General features: G+C 66.9%; 18 protein-coding genes. 9 read left to right on the plus strand and 9 right to left on the minus strand.

Annotated elements, in window-relative coordinates:
- The first annotated feature begins 8 nt into the window (after positions 1-8).
- Entirely contained in the window at positions 9-1724 is a 1716-nt protein-coding gene (locus AU185_RS11760; RefSeq protein WP_059097989.1) for an alpha/beta hydrolase, read from the plus strand.
- Here AU185_RS11760 and AU185_RS11765 read toward each other — a convergent pair.
- Complete coding sequence (locus AU185_RS11765; RefSeq protein ID WP_059097990.1) at positions 1721-2095, minus strand: rhodanese-like domain-containing protein; 375 nt, start codon at positions 2093-2095, stop codon at positions 1721-1723. The genes AU185_RS11760 and AU185_RS11765 overlap by 4 nt on opposite strands.
- Before the next feature lies 1 nt (position 2096).
- Positions 2097-2642 (minus strand): cysteine dioxygenase, encoded by a 546-nt coding sequence (locus tag AU185_RS11770; RefSeq protein WP_059097991.1) that lies wholly within the window; start codon positions 2640-2642, stop codon positions 2097-2099.
- Positions 2643-2878: 236 nt separating this feature from the next.
- On the opposite strand from AU185_RS11770, the gene lpqV reads away from it, so the two are divergent.
- A complete protein-coding gene (gene lpqV, locus AU185_RS11775; RefSeq protein ID WP_059097992.1) occupies positions 2879-3310 on the plus strand; it encodes a lipoprotein LpqV in 432 nt (143 codons plus the stop codon).
- Between the two features lie 28 nt (positions 3311-3338).
- Positions 3339-4334 (plus strand): patatin-like phospholipase family protein, encoded by a 996-nt coding sequence (locus AU185_RS11780; RefSeq protein WP_082683850.1) that lies wholly within the window; start codon positions 3339-3341, stop codon positions 4332-4334.
- On the opposite strand, the gene AU185_RS11785 is transcribed toward AU185_RS11780, so the two are convergent.
- Both AU185_RS11785 and AU185_RS11790 read right to left on the minus strand, forming a co-directional pair.
- Positions 4331-5176 (minus strand): patatin-like phospholipase family protein, encoded by an 846-nt coding sequence (locus AU185_RS11785; protein ID WP_059097993.1) that lies wholly within the window; start codon positions 5174-5176, stop codon positions 4331-4333. The two genes, AU185_RS11780 and AU185_RS11785, sit on opposite strands and share 4 nt — an antisense overlap.
- Positions 5173-6219 carry an NAD(P)H-dependent amine dehydrogenase family protein gene (locus AU185_RS11790; protein WP_059097994.1) on the minus strand — a complete coding sequence of 349 codons (1047 nt, stop codon included), beginning with the start codon at positions 6217-6219 and terminating at the stop codon, positions 5173-5175. Before AU185_RS11790 ends, AU185_RS11785 begins: the two co-directional genes overlap by 4 nt.
- 163 nt (positions 6220-6382) lie before the next feature.
- On the opposite strand from AU185_RS11790, the gene AU185_RS11795 reads away from it, so the two are divergent.
- From AU185_RS11795 to AU185_RS11810, 4 genes are all read left to right on the plus strand, one after another.
- The gene (locus AU185_RS11795; protein WP_059097995.1) at positions 6383-8059 is read left to right on the plus strand and encodes a serine/threonine-protein kinase; all 1677 of its coding nucleotides are present in this window, start codon (positions 6383-6385) and stop codon (positions 8057-8059) included.
- A 64-nt stretch (positions 8060-8123) separates the two neighbouring features.
- Positions 8124-9326, plus strand: a complete 1203-nt coding sequence (locus AU185_RS11800) for a lipid-transfer protein (RefSeq protein WP_059097996.1) — start codon at positions 8124-8126, stop codon at positions 9324-9326.
- A 38-nt stretch (positions 9327-9364) separates the two neighbouring features.
- Positions 9365-9673: a hypothetical protein gene (locus AU185_RS11805; RefSeq protein WP_059097997.1), complete on the plus strand. Its 309-nt coding sequence runs from the start codon at positions 9365-9367 to the stop codon at positions 9671-9673.
- 36 nt (positions 9674-9709) lie between these two features.
- Positions 9710-10591, plus strand: coding sequence for an alpha/beta fold hydrolase (locus AU185_RS11810; protein WP_059097998.1), 882 nt, complete (start codon positions 9710-9712; stop codon positions 10589-10591).
- A gap of 15 nt (positions 10592-10606) precedes the next feature.
- On the opposite strand, the gene AU185_RS11815 is transcribed toward AU185_RS11810, so the two are convergent.
- The 5 genes from AU185_RS11815 to AU185_RS24670 all read right to left on the minus strand — a co-directional run bounded on the left by AU185_RS11815 (position 10607) and on the right by AU185_RS24670 (position 14356).
- The gene (locus AU185_RS11815) at positions 10607-11665 is read right to left on the minus strand and encodes an MmpL3/TtfA transport complex stabilizer (RefSeq protein WP_059097999.1); all 1059 of its coding nucleotides are present in this window, start codon (positions 11663-11665) and stop codon (positions 10607-10609) included.
- Positions 11666-12047: 382 nt separating this feature from the next.
- Positions 12048-12497: an ATP-binding protein gene (locus tag AU185_RS11820; RefSeq protein ID WP_059098000.1), complete on the minus strand. Its 450-nt coding sequence runs from the start codon at positions 12495-12497 to the stop codon at positions 12048-12050.
- A 32-nt stretch (positions 12498-12529) separates the two neighbouring features.
- On the minus strand, positions 12530-12877 hold the full coding sequence (locus AU185_RS11825; protein ID WP_059098001.1) for an STAS domain-containing protein: 348 nt from the start codon (positions 12875-12877) through the stop codon (positions 12530-12532).
- Between the two features lie 153 nt (positions 12878-13030).
- The gene (locus tag AU185_RS11830; RefSeq protein WP_059098002.1) at positions 13031-13963 is read right to left on the minus strand and encodes an esterase family protein; all 933 of its coding nucleotides are present in this window, start codon (positions 13961-13963) and stop codon (positions 13031-13033) included.
- A gap of 111 nt (positions 13964-14074) precedes the next feature.
- Positions 14075-14356, minus strand: coding sequence for a DUF732 domain-containing protein (locus AU185_RS24670; protein ID WP_231740222.1), 282 nt, complete (start codon positions 14354-14356; stop codon positions 14075-14077).
- Between the two features lie 463 nt (positions 14357-14819).
- Here AU185_RS24670 and ectA point away from each other — a divergent pair, with 463 nt between their 5' ends.
- Together ectA and ectB are read left to right on the plus strand one after the other, a co-directional pair.
- Positions 14820-15335 carry a diaminobutyrate acetyltransferase gene (gene ectA, locus AU185_RS11840; RefSeq protein WP_286131981.1) on the plus strand — a complete coding sequence of 172 codons (516 nt, stop codon included), beginning with the start codon at positions 14820-14822 and terminating at the stop codon, positions 15333-15335.
- Positions 15336-15350: 15 nt separating this feature from the next.
- Entirely contained in the window at positions 15351-16640 is a 1290-nt protein-coding gene (gene ectB, locus AU185_RS11845; RefSeq protein ID WP_059098003.1) for a diaminobutyrate--2-oxoglutarate transaminase, read from the plus strand.
- Positions 16641-16655: the final 15 nt, after the last annotated feature.

A 16655-nucleotide genomic window follows, 5' to 3' on the forward strand; every position in this document is an offset into this window, starting at 1 on the left:
CTGCGGGGGTGACCGAAACCCGCGGCGACACAGAGCCGACAGTCGAAGCGCCGCCGCAGGACAGACCCGCCGAGAAGCCAGCTGCCAAGCCCTGGTGGCTGCGCCACTACACGTTCACCGGAACCGCGGTCGGGCTGGTGTTCATCTGGCTCTCGCTGACGCCCTCACTGTTACCGCGTGGCCCGCTGTTCCAGGGTCTGGTCAGCGGTGCCGCCGGCGCTTTCGGCTACGGCCTCGGCGTGTTCGCGGTCTGGCTGGTGCGCTACATGCGGTCGAAGGACAGCAGTCCGCCCGCGCCCCGGCAGGCCTGGATCGCGCTGGTGATCGTCGGCGTCGTCGGCCAGATCCTGATGATCATCTACTTCCACATCTGGCAGGACGAGGTGCGCGACCTCAATGGCGTACCGCGACTGGGCTTCTGGGATCACCCACTGACCGCTGTGCTGTCGATCGTGACGCTGTTCGTGCTCGTCGAGATCGGCCAGTTGATCGGCAGGCTGGTGCGCTTCCTGGTGCGCCAACTCGAACGCTTTGCGCCGCCGCGGGTCTCGGCCGTCGTAGTGGTGGCGTTACTGATCGCGCTCACGGTCGCGCTGCTCAACGGCATTGTGGTGCGCTTCGCGATGAGCACCATCAACCGTACGTTCTCCGCGGTCAACGACGAGACCGACCCGGACTTCGCAGCGCCGACATCGCCGTTGCGGTCGGGCGGGCCACAGTCGCTGGCGAGCTGGGAGTCGCTCGGCCACCAGGGCCGGGTGTTCGTGGCCGCGGGCCCGACGGTCGAGGAGTTGACCGCGTTCAACGGGCGGCCGGCCGTCGAGCCGATCCGTGCCTACGCCGGCCTGCATTCCGCCGACGGGATCAAGGCCACCGCCGAGTTGGCTGCCCGGGAGTTGCAGCGCACCGGCGGTCTGAACCGCCAAGTGGTCGCGGTGGCCACCACCACCGGCACCGGGTGGATCAACGAGGCGGAAGCCTCGGCGCTGGAGTACATGTACAACGGCGACACCGCGATCGTGTCGATGCAGTACTCGTTCCTGCCGAGCTGGTTGTCGTTCCTGGTGGACCGTGAGAACGCGCGACAGGCCGGACAGGCGCTGTTCGAGGCCGTCGACGCGCTGATCCGCGAGATGCCCGAGGAACAGCGGCCACGCCTGGTCGTCTTCGGCGAAAGCCTCGGCTCGTTCGGCGGCGAGGCGCCGTTCCTCGCGCTCAACAACCTCATCGCGCGCACGGACGGCGCGCTGTTCAGCGGCCCGACGTTCAACAACACGATCTGGACGCAGCTCACCCGCGACCGCGACTCGGGTTCGCCGATGTGGCTGCCGATCTTCGACAAGGGTGAGAACGTCCGCTTCGCCGCCCGCGCCGAAGACCTGGGCCGGCCCGACGAGCCATGGGGCAGTCCCCGGGTCGTGTATCTGCAGCACGCTTCGGACCCGATCGCCTGGTTCGATCCGGATCTGCTGTTCGCCGAACCTGATTGGCTCAAAGAGCCTCGGGGATACGACGTATCGGGGCGGATGCAGTGGATCCCGGTGGTGACGTTCCTGCAGGTGTCGGCGGACATGGCGGTCGCCGTCGACGTGCCCGACGGGCACGGCCACGTCTACGTCAAGAATGTGGCCGACGCATGGGCGGCGGTCCTGCAGCCCCCGGGCTGGACGCCGGAGAAAACCGAACGTTTGAGGCCGCTGTTGTCCAACGACGAAAACGCCTAGACGACAACCCCTTCGGCCTTCAGCGCGTGGTACCCGCCGATCACGTCGGTCGCCCGGCGCAGGCCGAGGTCGAGCAGCGATGCGGCGGCCAGGCTCGAGGTGTAACCCTCCGAGCACAGCACCACCCACTCGACATCGTCGTCGACGGCCAGCGGCAGCCGCGCATCGCTCGTCGGATCGCAGCGCCACTCGAGCACATTGCGCTCGATCACCAGCGCTCCGGTGACCTCACCCTCGCGCGCACGTTGCGCCTGTGGCCGGATGTCGACCAGGATGGCGCCCCGGCCCAACGCGCCGGGCACCTCCGAGGCCGGCAACCGGCGCAGCCGCGCGCGAGCGTCGTCCAGGACCCGTTCGATTCGACTGCTCATGTCAACCCTCCGGCGCATCCGTGAGCTCGGTGCGGTTCCGGCGCAACGTTTTCCGTTTCGTCACCTCGTAGTAGGACATCGCGGTGAGCGGCGGCGAATATGCGTGCACGCTCAGCGTCGACACGACCGGAGCCGAGGTATCACGCTCGGGCGCCCGAACCACGTCGTGCACCCATCCCAGCGGAAAGGCGGCCTGATCGCCCGCGGACAGCCGACGATGCCGCAAAGCTCCACCGTCCCAGCGGGTTTCCCGCAGCGCGCCGGACACGACAGTCAGCGCCCCGAGGGACCCGCCGTGGTCGTGCAATTCGGTCGACCGGTCCGGCGCCCAGCTGATCAACCAGATGTCGAGTTCGTCGTCACCGTGAAGGCGGGTGAACCACCGCTCGTCGGTGGGCGGACCGCCGAGGGGCATCAGGTGGTCGTAGCGACCGGCGAGCACATCGTCGGCACCGCGATCGGCGGCGAGCAACAGATCGGGTAACCGCAGCCGTGTCGGCGCGGAGACTGCCGGGACGGCAGCGGGCAGGACTGCAGAGGCGGCCATGACAACTCCAGAAGAAGGGGCGAGACGGGCGGGGCGCTAAGCCCCGCAACACTCCTGGCGTCCGGTCGTCATGCACCCAGTCTCACAGCCACCCCGTGGCATGCAGCCCCGCAGCCGGCGAGCGAACCGGATAACCGCTGGCCACCGGGACCCTGCGGCTCAAAATCACGCTGAGCCGAAGTCGACGGTGCAGGCCTGGCTAGGGGATCTGCTCGACACACTCTAAATTGGCGGGCATGCGCAGGCACTCTGGTCATCTCGTCGTGGCGGCCGTCACGATGGCAGGCGTCATCGCGGGATGCTCGTCGGGCACCGAAACCACGCCCGACGAGCCCTCATCTCCGACCGCCACCGAAACCAGCTCGGAAACGCCCACTGCGGCACCGGGTTCCGTCGCGGTCTCCCCTGGCGGCGTCACCACGGCGGTCGGGGCGCCCGCCGAGTCGACCGAGGAGGAGTACTCCAAGGCCTGCACCACGGCCAGGCAGTGGATGGCCGAGCAGGGCGGCGACCCGAAGGAGCAGATCGAGCCGTACCTCGGCATGCTGCAGACCACGGATTCGGCGGGGCCAGGCACCTACGACACCGCGTGGTCTGCGTTGCCGCCGCCGCGGCAGGCCGCGGTCATCGTCGCCGTGCGGGCGGCCGCCGACGGCCTCTGCGGCTAGCCCGCCGCCCGCGCGCGACAATGGCGGTATGGCTGGCAAGCGGGTGGCGCTGGCGCTGGGCAGCGGCGGCGCCCGCGGGTACGCCCACATCGGGGTGATCGAAGAGCTGCAGGACCGCGGCTACGAGATCGTCGGCATCGCCGGCTCCTCCATGGGGGCGCTGGTCGGTGGGCTGCGGGCGGCGGGAAGGCTCGACCAATTCACGGACTGGGCGCAGTCGCTGACCCAGGGCGCGGTGCTGCGCTTGCTCGACCCCTCGATCACCGCTGCGGGCGTGCTGCGCGCCACCAAGATCCTCGACGCGGTGCGTGACATCCTCGGCGAGGTCAGGATCGAGGACCTACCGATCCCCTACACCGCGGTGTCGACCGACCTGATCGCCGGCAAGTCGGTGTGGCTGCAGCGTGGGCCGGTGGACGCCGCGATCCGGGCCTCGATCGCGATCCCGGGCGTGATCGCACCGCACCTACTCGACGGCCGCCTGCTCGCCGACGGCGGCATCCTCGAACCGCTGCCGATGGCGCCGATCGCGGCCGTCAACGCCGACCTGACCATCGCGGTGTCCCTGGCGGGCAGCGAATCCGGTGGCGCCGAGGAGCCGACCGAACCCGGATCGCGCATGACCAGCGAATGGTTGGCTCGGGTGTGGCGCAGCACCACGTCGCTGTTCGAGTCCAATGCGGTGCTGGGCCGCTTCGGCGCCGGCTCCGACGAAGACCTTGCGCCGACAGACAGCGACGAGGAACTCGTCGACGCGACCAAGGAAGCGGCCGTGGTCCCCAAACTCGGCAGCTTCGAGGTGATGAACCGCACCATCGACATCGCCCAGGCGGCGCTGGCGCGGCACCAGCTGGCCGGCTACCCACCCGATCTACTCATCGAGGTGCCGCGTTCGGCATGCCGGAGCCTGGAGTTTCACCGCGCAGCGGAGGTGATCGATGTCGGTGTCGAGCTGACCGCAGCCGCACTTGATGCGCTCGAGAAGCCGCGGCGTCGCGAAATCCCCTCCGCTACTGAAGATTAGAGCTCGAGGTACTCGGCCACCTGAGCGGCCACTCGCCTGCCCTGCCGCCGACCGGCGTGTGCCGACGGGATCCGGCAGGCGGGGTCCAGCGGGTTGGCCCCGAACGCGGCCAGCGCCTCGTCGTCGGCGAACACGCCGAAGGCGTTGCGCGCGGCGACCTCTTCCCTGGTTCGGCTCCCGAAGGGCGACGGTGAGGAGAGGCCCTGCGGGATCAGCGCGACGGCCACCTCACAGTCATCGGCGAGCGCGAGGTTGACCGTGCTGCCGACGCCGCCGTCCATGAACCGCCGCCCGCCGATGGTGACCGGCGGCCACACGCCCGGCACCGCGCAACTTGCTGCGACCGCGTCGACCAGCGAGACGCCCGACGCGCGGTCGAACGCGACCAGTTCGCCGGTCGCGGTGTCGATCGCCGCGATGCGCAGGTCGCGGTCCGGCCAGTCGTGCGACGGCAGCCGCTGCTCGATCACCGCGCGCCGTACCGGTTCGGCGACGGTCTCGGCGGCCACCGCGATCGCGCCGATCCGCTGCAGTTTCTCGGTTTTCGAACCGGGCTCGGTCATCGCGGCGAGGAACATCTCGGTGATCTCCTCGATGCCCGCGCCCGGGTCGAGCTCCGCGGACCTCGCCGCGGTCTGCCTGTCGAACAGCGCGGACAACCCGAGGCCGCTGCCCAGTTGCGCCGCGACCGTCGAACCCGCCGAGGTGCCGACCAGGCCGTGGGAGGTCAGCAGCGTCTCCGCCATCGCGGGGGACTCGTCGGCGATACCGGTCAGGATGCCGGTCTCCCATGCGATTCCCGCCACCCCGCCGCCGGCGAGAACCAGTGCTCGTCTCCTCACAGTCCCGGCGCCGCCCTGCCGCTGATCAACGGCAGGTCCAGATACGTCGCGATGCCGGGCGCGGCGGCACACACCGCCGGTACCGAGTTCACGCAGTGCGCAGCGGTGCCGACGATGCCGTACTCCGGTCCCTCGCCGCCGACCGCCGACTGGAAGCCCTTGACGACGATGTTGACGTCCGGGTTGCCCCGGACCTCCATCTCGTACCGCTGGCCTTCCGGGCCGAACGTCCAAGCGGGATCGAGATTCTCCTCACCCATCAACCAGTTCACGGTCACCCGCACCACCGGTTCGTCGGCCACGAGCGCTTCCCAGTGGAACTTGCGGCCCGCGACCTGTCCCGGCTCGATGACACCGATCGGTGATTCGATGGGCGCAGTCGCGACGGCGATCTCCTGTGCGGAGCGGATTTTCGGGTCCGCGCGGAAGCCGACCTTGTCGACGATCATGTTCACGGCCTGGATGAAGCCTCCGTCGAGCAACTTCTGCATCGGCCCGCTGAGCGCCTTGTCCGGGACTTCGCCGAACCCCATCACGTGCCGAACGACATCGGGCGCTTCGTAAGTCCGTAGATCCGAAAACTCCTCGGCGCGAACGAAAGTCACGCCCGTTGAGAAGGCGGAGAACAGCAGCGGGAACTTCTCGCTGATGCCGCCCGGAGCGATGCCGGTGCCGTGCAACGTCGCGTTGCCCGCGATTGCGGCCTCCCGCAACGGCGTGCCCTGCCGGTCGCTCGGGTACACCCACCCGACGGGGGTGACGACGTTCTTACCGGACCGCAGCAGCGCCGCCACCACGTCCGGATCCGGCAGCAACGGTGAATAGATCACCGCATCAGCGTCGAGGGCGAGGATCTCATCGAGGCTGTCGGTGGCGGTGACGCCCAGTGGTTCGATGCCGATGATCTCACCGACGTCCTTGCCCGCCTTGTGCGATGAGTGCACCCAGCAGCCGACGAGTTCGAGTTCGGGATGTTCGAGCACGCCCTTGATCGCTGCGACGCCGACACCTCCGGTTGCCCACTGCACGACCCGCAGGCCCATACCGACTCCTTCACCACGAAACTAGAACACGTTCTACTCTTGCAGGTCTACACCACAACCCGGGGCTGCGGGTCACAATCGCAGACCGCGGATCCAGCCGCATCCGGCCCAACTGGGGATTAGGGTGACTTCGTCGGATACCGCACCGCCCGAGGAGCACCCGATGACCGACCCCGAGCAGGGAGAATCACGTGTCGGTTCCCAGATCGGCCCGTATCGGCTGCGCCGGCTGTTGGGCAAGGGCGGCATGGGCGAGGTGTACGAAGCCGAGGACACCGCCAAGGACCGCATCGTCGCGCTGAAGTTGTTGCCGGAGTCGGCCTCCAACGACCCGGTGTTCCGCAAGCGGTTACAGCGCGAGGCACACTCGGCGGGCCGGCTGCAGGAGCCGCATGTGGTCCCGATCCACGACTACGGCGAAATCGATGGCCTGCTCTACGTCGACATGCGCATGATCGACGGCACCGACTTGCGCAAGGTGCTGAAGAACTACGGTCCGATGACGCCCGCGCGGGCGGTGGCCATCGTCAAGCAGATCGCCTCGGCGCTCGATGCCGCACACGAAAGCGGCATCATGCATCGAGACATCAAGCCCGAGAACATCATTCTGACCCGCGACGACTTCGCCTATCTCGTCGACTTCGGTATCGCCAACGCCGCCACCGACGAGAAGCTCACCGAGCTGGGCACCGCGGTGGGCACCTACGCGTACATGGCGCCGGAACGGTTCACCAACGACGAGGTGACCTATCGCGCTGACGTGTACGCGCTGAGCTGCGTTCTGTACGAATGCCTCACCGGCTCACAGCCATACCCCGGCGACAGCGTCAGCGTCGTCATCACCGCGCACCTGATGCAGCCCATCCCGCAGCCCAGCCGGCAGCGGCCCGGCATCCCGGCCGCCTTCGATGCGGTGATCGCGCGCGGCATGGCGAAGAGACCGGAGGACCGCTACGCCAGCGCCGGTGACCTGGCGGCGGCGGCGAACGATGCACTCACACAACGTGATCAGGATCAGGCAGCCACCATCCTGCAGCGCAGCCAGGCCGCGACGCCGTATATTCCGCCACCCCCGCCGGTCCCGCAGGGGCCACCGATCTACCAGACGCCTTCCCCGACACCGCCGCCCACGCAAGCCGCTTTCCACACCGCAGCCGGTCCGCCGAGCGGGCCGATGTGGAGCGCCACGCCTGCGCCGGGTCCACCGAGGCCACCACGCCGCAAGAGCACCGCCTGGATCCCCTTGGCCGCGGCTGCCGCGGTGTTCGTATTGGTCGTCGGCGCAGTCGGGATCTGGTTCCTCCTGGCGCCCGACGAGGACGGGCCCTCGGCGTCGGGCACCACGACCACCGAGCCGACCCAGACCAGCGAGCGCCCCCGGCGGACGCCGCGCAGCGCGACGCCCACGCCGAACGCAGGCTCGCTCGACGCCAAGCTGCTGGGCCTGCTGCCGGCCGGCTACGACGAGGGCGTGTGCCAGCCGGTGCACCCGCCCGCCACCGGCGCATTGGCGACCGTGGACTGCGGCCAGGCCGCACCGCAGGGCGGCCCACGGAACGCGCGCTACTCGCTGTACGCCGATCAGCCGAGCCTCGACAAGGCCTTCGACGACATCATCGCCCTGTACACGCCTATGCTGCGATGCCCCGAAAGCAGCACCGACTCGCCGACCACCTGGCACTTCACCGAGACGCCGGACACGGTGGCCGGCCGTATCGCGTGCGGCACCTACAAGGAGCAGTCCGGCGTGACGTGGACCAGGAACGCCGAGTTGATCCTGGGTGACACGCTGAGCGAAAACCTCGTCGATCTGCACAAGTGGTGGCTGAAGTACGGCTGACGGCGCTGGACAGCTGCCGCGCTGTGTGTTTCTGTCATCGCAGCGCAGCGAAAGGATGCATCACATGCCCACCGTCAACAACAACAGAGTTTTCGTCGTCGGCGTCGGAATGACGAAGTTCGAGAAGCCCGGCCGCCGTGAGGGCTGGGACTACCCGCAGATGGCCAAGGAGTCCGGCACCAAGGCACTCGAGGACGCCGGCATCGACTACTCCGAGGTGCAGCAGGGTTTCGTCGGCTACGTCGCGGGCGACTCGACGTCGGGCAACCGGGCGCTCTACGAACTCGGTATGACCGGCATCCCGATCGTCAACGTCAACAACAACTGCTCGACGGGTTCCACGGCGCTGTTCCTGGCCGCGCAGACGATCCGCGGCGGGCTCGCCGACTGCGCGGTCGCGCTCGGCTTCGAGAAGATGCAACCGGGATCGCTGCAGGGCGGTCACGACGATCGCGAATCGCCGATGGGCAAGCACGTCAAGGCGATGGCCGAGATCGACGAGTTCGGGTTTCCCGTGGCGCCGTGGATGTTCGGCGCCGCTGGGCGCGAGCACATGCGGCAACATGGAAGCACCGCAGAGCATTTCGCGAAGATCGGATACAAGAACCACAAACATTCGGTGAACAACCCGTACGCGCAGTTCCAGGAGGAGTACACCCTCGATGACATCCTGGCGGCCAAGATGATCTCCGATCCGCTGACCAAGCTGCAGTGCTCGCCGACCTCCGACGGCTCCGGTGCGGCGATCGTGGTCAGCGAGGCGTTCGTCGACAGGCACGGACTTGCCGGCCAGGCGGTGGAGATCGTCGGCCAGGCGATGACCACCGATTTCGAGTCCAGCTTCGACGGCAGCGCCAAGAACCTCATCGGCTACGACATGAATGTGCAGGCCGCACAGCAGGTCTACGACCAGTCCGGGCTCGGGCCGGCCGACTTCCAGGTGATCGAGCTGCACGACTGCTTCTCGGCCAACGAACTGCTGCTCTACGAGGCGCTCGGCCTGTGCGGCGAGGGCGAGGCCCCCAAGCTGATCGACAACAACGACACCACGTACGGCGGGCGTTGGGTCGTCAACCCCTCCGGCGGGCTGATCTCCAAGGGCCATCCGCTCGGCGCGACGGGCCTTGCCCAGTGCGCGGAGCTGACCTGGCAGTTGCGCGGCACGGCCGACAAGCGGCAGGTCGACAACGTCACCGCCGCGCTGCAGCACAACATCGGCCTGGGCGGTGCTGCGGTGGTGACCGCATACCAGCGCGCCGAGCGCTGATGGCGCATGATTGACCGAAGACGAGAGGGAGGCCGGTCATGCGGACGATTCGGGTAGCGGCTGCGTCCGCGGGCATCTGCGGGCTGCTGGTCGCGCCCGCCGCGTCGGCCTGGGCTCAGCAGGAGTCGGCGGCCGAGGTGATCGAGAAGCTGCAGAGTGAGGGCTACACGGTCCGCATCGACAAGATCGGCACCGCACCGCTCGACGAGTGCGTCGTCACCAGCGTCCGCAACCCGCAGCAGTTCACTCAGTTGCGGCCGCTGCTCGGCGGCAATCAGGACGGCGTGCTGTTCCCGGTAGTCATCAGCCAGCCCGTCTCGGTCTCGCTGGACTGCAGCGGCCGCTAGCGCACGCTGACGCCGCGAGCATCCGGAGGTGAGGGCGTGACTGCTGAGGTGACCACGCGCGACGGACGTCGGCTCGCCTACGTCGACGTCGGCGACTCGAACGGCCCGCTCGTCATTCACAACCACGGCGGGCCCAGCAGCCGACTGGAGGTACGCCTGTTGGCGGATGCGGCCGCCAAGAACGGCATCCGGCTCATCGGGGTCGACCGCCCGGGTATGGGGCAGTCAAGCGCCCAGAAGGTACGGTCCTACGCCGGCTGGGCCGACGATCTGACGGCCGTCGCAGATGCATTGGGATACCGCAAGTTCGGCGTCACGGGCTGGTCTGAGGGCGGACCGTGGGCACTAGCGGCCGCCGCCCACATCGATCCCACGCGGCTGGGCCACGTCAGCAGCATTGCGCCAGGCAGTTACGGCGCCTTCGGTAACAACTCTGCGGCCCAATATCTTTCGAAAATCGACGCGCTGGGTGGCTTGCTCGCAACACGGTTCAAGCCAGGCTTCCAACTCATGTACGCCGCGCTCGGTTACACCGCCAAAAACCTGCCCAAGGGGTTCATCAAGAGCCTGCGTAAGTCGGTCAACGATTACGACCGAGAGATGCTGCGCCGGCCGGGCGTCGAAGAAACATTCTCGAACGCGGTAGCCGAATGCTTCGCTCACGGATCCGACGGGCTGGTGCGCGACGCCGAACTGCTCTACCGGCGGTGGGATTTCGACGTTTCCCGGATCACCAGGCCGGTACATCTGTGGCAGGGGCTCGATGACCAACTCGTGCCGGATCCAATCAACAAGGCGGTGTCCGACGCGATGCCAGGCTCGGTTTGGCATCCCGTCGACGGCGCCGGCCATTTCGTGGCGATCGGTGCGGGCGAGGACATATTCGCCATCGCTGCGCAGGAACTCGGATCGTCGTGATCCCTGCGCTGCACCCTAGGCGGTAACCGGCTCCAGCTCGCGGAACTCGTCGGCGACGATCGGATCGGTCGCGGCGAACTGCGAATACAGCAGCGGCATCGTCGAATCGGCGGCGAACACCGTCACCGCGCCCGCGTAGTCGGCGACATACACCCGACCAGCGTGCGAGTCGACCGTCACGCAGGACGGCCGGGCGCCGACGGCGATGGTGTCGACGACCTGCAGGGTGAGGGTGCACAACACCACGACGTGGTCGTAGTCGACAACGTAGGCCCTGGTCTTGTCCTCACCGATCGCGAGCAGCGTTGGGGCGCCGCCCAGTTCGACGGTGTCGGAGACGCGTCCGGTCGCGAGCTCGACCACGTGCACCACGCCGCCGCGGGTCCGGTCCGAACTGAGGACGTAGGCGGTGTCGTCGGCCACGGCGATGTCGCGGATGGGCGCGCCGATCCGCACAGCGCGACCGAGCCGCCCGGTTTCGAGGTCGACGGTCACCACCGCGCTGCCGCGGGCGTCGGTGGTCGCGATGTGAAGGTGCGTGCCGCTCGGGTCGATCGCGAGGGCGTCGACGCCGATGCCCGCACCCGTCGCGACGTCGATCGTGTCGACACGGTCGGCGGGGATGTCGATCACCGCGACGTCGATGTGTCCGTCGCCGGTTCTTCCGGCGTAGACCCGCTTGCCGTCGGGGCTGACGACGAGTGCCGTGACATTGTGCGCCAGCGGATACGCGGCGATCACCGTCTTGGTGGCGGTGTCGACGACCGCGACCTCGTCCTTGTGACTCCACGAGGAGGTGCTCACGTAGGCACGGTCGTCGTGGACTGCGACGGCGAACGGCTCGCCGTGGACGGCGATGATCGCTTCGACCGCGAGCGTGCGCGCGTTGAGCACCGCGACGCTGTCGTCACCGGGATGCGTCACCAGCGCCGCACCGGTTCCGGTCGCCGCGATGTCGCCGACCGGTCCGCGGTTCAGCTCGACAGCACCCAATGCGGTGACGCTCGGATCCACCCGCGTTCCGGTTGCACCCGCCGCGGGGCGAGCATGTTCAGGCATCAAAAAGCTAACCATTGTTCTCCGGTACCTCCGCCGGCAATGACGTTCGCCGGCCTAGACTCCAAAAGTCGCAGCGCGCCTGCCGGCGCGGTCTCGCAACGAGTCTAGCGACGGAAACCGACACGCTTGGTCGACGAGAAGCACGGTCTGAGAGGAACCGCGAAAAGCTCTCATACACCGCTTAGAAAAGCGTTCGTTACCCGGTCGCTACCTTCGAAGAGCAACAGACGCTGCACGGCTGACCTGTGTAAACGACGCCGTCGCAACAGCTTCCGAACACTGTGTCCAGCGTCATGCGATAACGATTTCTTAGCTTTCGAGCGCAAAGTGAGCGGTAAATCACACGCGGACACGCCAGCAAACCGACCCCAGGCGCCCCGACCGTCACAACTGCAAGCTATGCGGAGTCCGCGTAGCACTCGTGGGAGACGAGCCGGCAATCGTCGAATTCGAGCTGCACGCGCGTGCCCGATGCAGACCGGTCGATCGTCGCGCGGTCCGACAGCGCGCGCATCAGCTCGATCCCGCGACCGCGGGTACTCGGCTTGCCGTCCGGCGTCTTTTCCAGCCATAACCCCTGGTCGGAAACCATCGCGACCAGGCGGCGGTCCGCGGCATCGTAGCGGGCGGTCACCGACATCGTGCCTGGTTGCTGCGCCTGGACGTAAGCGAACTCGGCCGAGTTGGTCAACGCCTCGTTCACCGCCAGCAGCACGTCACTGAGCCGGTCCGCATCGAGCGCGAAATTGGCTCGCAGCCATTGCGCAAAGGCGTTGCGGAACTCGGCAACGGTCTGCGCGTCTGCCGGGCCGTTGCTCGAAAATCCAAGTTCCGTCGGAGTGTTCATGGTTCGAACTGATTACCCCGCCCAGCCCGGGCTCACGCAGTGAGGTTGCCGAGCGCGTCATCCAACGAGGAGAACAGGTCGATCAGATCGGCGATCCCCGTGATCTTCAGCGGCCGGCTGGTGGCAGGGCCCTCCGCGACGACGGCGAACCGGGTCTGCGCACCGTCGGTCTGGTTGTGGGTCTCCATCAGCACCTGCATGCCCGCAGACCCCAAAAACTCCACGTTGGTCAGGTCGACGATCAAACCCGTCGGATCCTTCGCCAACGCCGCCTGCACGGCATCCCTCAGCTGAGGCGCCGTGAGCATGTCGAGATCCCCGGAGGCCGCGACGACAGCGACACGTCCCACCCAGTTCTCGGTACAAAGTTGTCCGTCCAAGACTCACCTCTTGTTTGGCAACCACCGTAGCGGTCATGGCCGATCACGAGGCTGCGGTCTTAACCCGCGCAACAGGGTAGCGAGTCGGCCGAGCGCGCGCATCGTCGGGACCCATCAGTGCCGGTCAGCCAGCAAATATCCGAAGCATCACGATCAGGGTCGGCCGGCCCCGAGGATGCGCAGCAGATCCGGCTTCATCGCCTGCAGTTGCGAACCCCAGTAACCCCAGCTGTGCGTTCCGTCGGTCGGGAAGTGAAAGACCGCATTGCGTCCGCCTGCCGCGAGGTACTTCTGCTGGAACTCCTTGTTCGTCGACAACGTGATGTTCTCCAGGAACTGCGCGCTGTACTGCGCCCCGAAGTCTGCGCCGGCGTCGAGTTCAGAGGTCGCCCCGTTGCCGCAGTAAATCCACAGCGCAGTGTTGTTGGCCACCAGTGCGTTGATGTTGACCATCGGGTCGTTGCGCCGCCACGCCGGATCCGACGTCGGGCCCCACATGTTCGTCGCGCTGTAGCCGCCCGCATCCTTCATCGAGAGGCCGATCAGCGTGGGCCACAAGCCGCTTGACGGGTTGAGGTAGCCCGACAGTGAGCTGGCGAAGATGAACTGCGTCGGATGCCAGATCGCCAACGTCAACGCCGCGCTGCCCGACATGGACAGCCCCACGACGGCATTGCCGGTCGGCGCCTGTCCGCGGTTGGCCGCCAACCACGCGGGCAATTCCTGCGTCAGGAAGGTCTCCCATTTGTAGGTGACGGTGCCCGCGCTTCCCGTCGCCGGCTGATACCAGTCGGTATAGAAGCTGGCCTGCCCACCGACGGGCATGACGACCGAGATGCCGGACTGGTAAAACCACTCGAAGGCGGCGGTGTTGATGTCCCAGCCGCTGGCGTCTTCCCGGGCCCGCAGCCCGTCGAGCAAGTACACCGAATGGGGCCCGCCGCCCTGAAACTGAACGCGGATGTTGCGACCCATCGACGGGGACGGCACATCAAGGGTTTCCACCGGCAGCCCGTCACGCGAATACGCTGTGGCCGTGGGCGTTTGAACCGCAACACCTGCGAGCATCAGCACCGCGGCCAGCATCGCGTAGACAGACGTCCTCACGCCGGCAAGCTAACAATGCGAGTCTGCAGTTTTCAGTGCGCCACGCGCCGCTTGACCAGCTTGTTACCAAATAGAGCGGCGCGTTCGACGTCAGCAGCCGAGTTCGACGACGGCCAGACTGACGATGTCGCCGGCGGCCGGAACCGAGACCCCCAGATCATTGCGGACCATCATCACGGCGTCCGAAGCAGGCACACCGCTGGCCGTGGCGGCGCAGACCTTGTCGCCCGCGGCGATCAGCTGTTCCGCGGTCAGGAAAACGTACTGCTCCTGCAGCTTGCGGATGAACTCCGACTGGTCGGCCGCTGCAGGCGCGGCGACGACGACCGCGGTGACGGCGGCGGCGACCAGTGATCCGACGATGCGTCGCACGAAATCTCCTCCAATAGGTCGAAAAGTCGTTCGTCCCGCCGCGCTGACTGTCAGGGCCGGGCACGGAGAAGGTGCGAAGAGCGGACCCCCGAACGCTCCGTACGCCACCTTCGTCTGCATTGACGCTCGCGTAACAGACTACCCGTTGTTAGCACATCGAATCATCTTCGCGAGCGAAAGATAACGATTCGATAACAGATCGATCTTGGCGGCGGCTGCCGCCCTTCGCGCATCCGCGCAGGTTATTCCGGCATCCAAGCACCACCACATGCCCGGAATCCGGCCGTCGAAACTTGCTTGCGAATTTTTGCTGGCATACGGTCACGTCGCCGATGACGTAACTGATGAGACTCGATGAATTTGTTCGGTGGTGACAACGCAAGTGACGATTCGTGCACGTCGTGAACGGAGCCCAGTCCTAGACCAATGGACTGCAACTTCGAAAGCGACAGCACCGCAAGCTATTTCCTGGACGCGCTTTCTTCGGCCTCCGACCGAGGGTGACGCCATCGCCATGCACCGTCTGGTCGCAGCGACCGAAGTACTCGATCTGAATTCCACCTATACCTATCTTCTGATGGCCACAGACTTTGCCCGTACCTCGGTTGTGGCGGACAGAGACGGTGAGATCTGCGGATTGATCACCGGATACCACCCGCCGGCCCGGCCGGAGGTGCTGTTCGTCTGGCAGGTGGCCGTGGCCTCTACTGCCCGCGGGACTGGCCTGGCCGGTGCCATGCTCGACCACCTCGTCCACCGCGTCCGCAGCGACCGGCGGGGCCATCCGGTCACGGTGGAAGCCACGGTGGCGCCGAGCAATTCGGCCTCACGTGCGTTCTTCGGCTCCTTCGCCCGGCGGCACGGGGTGCCCCTGATCGAGCAGCCCCGCTTCACCGCAGAACAACTGGACGCCGATCGGGCCCACGAGGACGAACCGACCCTGCGGATCGGACCGATCGCCATGCCACTGGCCGACTGACCCCGGAAAGGACACATGTCAACGCCTGCAACACTCCCCCGTCCCGATGAATCCGACCTACCCGAGATCTACAGCTCGGTCGAATCGGAGGTGCGTAGCTACTGCCGCGGCTGGCCGACCACCATGGCTGTCGCCCAGGGCTCCTGGCTGACCGACGCCTCGGGCAATCGGTACCTCGACTTCTTCGCGGGTGCCGGCGCGCTGAATTACGGCCACAACAACCCCGAGCTCAAGCGCCCGCTGATCGACTATCTGGCCAACGACATGATCGTGCACTCGCTCGACATGGCGACATCGGCCAAGACCGAGTTCCTGCAGAACTTCGAACAACTTATCCTCAAACCACGCGGGCTCGACTACAAGGTGCAGTTCCCCGGTCCGACCGGCGCGAACTCCGTCGAGTCGGCGCTCAAACTCGCCCGTAAGGTGACCGGTCGCGAATCGATCATCAACTTCACCAACGCGTTTCATGGCATGACCCTGGGTGCGCTCTCGGTGACGGGCAATTCGATGAAGCGGGCCGGGGCGGGCATCCCGCTGGTGCACGCGACCCCGATGCCGTACGACAACTACTTCGGCGGCGCCACCGAGGATTTCCAGTGGTTCGAGCGGGTGCTCGACGACTCGGGCGGTGGACTCAACCGTCCCGCCGCGGTGATCGTCGAGACCGTGCAGGGAGAGGGTGGACTCAACGTCGCCCGGATGGAGTGGTTGCAAGCGCTCGCCGAATTGTGCAGTCGGCGTGAGATCCTGCTCATCGTCGACGACGTGCAGATGGGCTGCGGACGAACCGGCCGATTCTTCAGTTTCGAGGAGGCCGGCATCGTTCCCGATATCGTCACGTTGTCCAAGTCGATCAGCGGATACGGGCTGCCGATGGCGCTGACGCTGTTCCGCAGGGAGCTGGACGTGTGGGCGCCCGGTGAGCACAACGGCACCTTCCGTGGCCACAACCCAGCGTTCGTCACGGCCGCCAAAGCCCTCGAAATCTTCTGGCAGACCGAGACATTCGCCGATGACACCATCGCCAAGGGGCAGCAGGTGCGGGCGCGGCTGGAGGACATCGCCGCGCGGTATCCGGGCATCACCGCGCGGGGACGCGGAATGGCCCAAGGGCTCAAGTTCGACGACGAACCGATGGCGTCGGCCGTGTGCCGTGCCGCGTTCGACCGTGGGGTACTCATGGAAACCAGCGGCCCGTCGGACGAGGTCGTCAAGCTGCTTCCGCCGCTGACCACTTCCGAGGCGGATCTCGACGCCGGCATCGACATTCTGGCCGAATCGATCGCCGCGACGCTGTCCTGACCGCCGTCTTCGCAA

Origin of the sequence: Mycobacterium sp. GA-0227b, from assembly GCF_001499855.1 — a bacterium.
Classification (GTDB): domain Bacteria; phylum Actinomycetota; class Actinomycetes; order Mycobacteriales; family Mycobacteriaceae; genus Mycobacterium.

What these genes read in the sequence shown, in the direction of transcription:
- AU185_RS11765 (WP_059097990.1), bottom strand. Translation starts at nt 2,095, where the DNA reads ATGAGCAGTCGAATCGAACGGGTCCTGGACGACGCTCGCGCGCGGCTG.
- AU185_RS11770 (WP_059097991.1), bottom strand. Translation starts at nt 2,642, where the DNA reads ATGGCCGCCTCTGCAGTCCTGCCCGCTGCCGTCCCGGCAGTCTCCGCG.
- lpqV (WP_059097992.1), top strand. Translation starts at nt 2,879, where the DNA reads ATGCGCAGGCACTCTGGTCATCTCGTCGTGGCGGCCGTCACGATGGCA.
- AU185_RS11780 (WP_082683850.1), top strand. Translation starts at nt 3,339, where the DNA reads ATGGCTGGCAAGCGGGTGGCGCTGGCGCTGGGCAGCGGCGGCGCCCGC.
- AU185_RS11790 (WP_059097994.1), bottom strand. Translation starts at nt 6,219, where the DNA reads ATGGGCCTGCGGGTCGTGCAGTGGGCAACCGGAGGTGTCGGCGTCGCA.
- AU185_RS11795 (WP_059097995.1), top strand. Translation starts at nt 6,383, where the DNA reads ATGACCGACCCCGAGCAGGGAGAATCACGTGTCGGTTCCCAGATCGGC.
- AU185_RS11800 (WP_059097996.1), top strand. Translation starts at nt 8,124, where the DNA reads ATGCCCACCGTCAACAACAACAGAGTTTTCGTCGTCGGCGTCGGAATG.
- AU185_RS11805 (WP_059097997.1), top strand. Translation starts at nt 9,365, where the DNA reads ATGCGGACGATTCGGGTAGCGGCTGCGTCCGCGGGCATCTGCGGGCTG.
- AU185_RS11815 (WP_059097999.1), bottom strand. Translation starts at nt 11,665, where the DNA reads ATGGTTAGCTTTTTGATGCCTGAACATGCTCGCCCCGCGGCGGGTGCA.
- AU185_RS11820 (WP_059098000.1), bottom strand. Translation starts at nt 12,497, where the DNA reads ATGAACACTCCGACGGAACTTGGATTTTCGAGCAACGGCCCGGCAGAC.
- AU185_RS11830 (WP_059098002.1), bottom strand. Translation starts at nt 13,963, where the DNA reads ATGCTGGCCGCGGTGCTGATGCTCGCAGGTGTTGCGGTTCAAACGCCC.
- ectB (WP_059098003.1), top strand. Translation starts at nt 15,351, where the DNA reads ATGTCAACGCCTGCAACACTCCCCCGTCCCGATGAATCCGACCTACCC.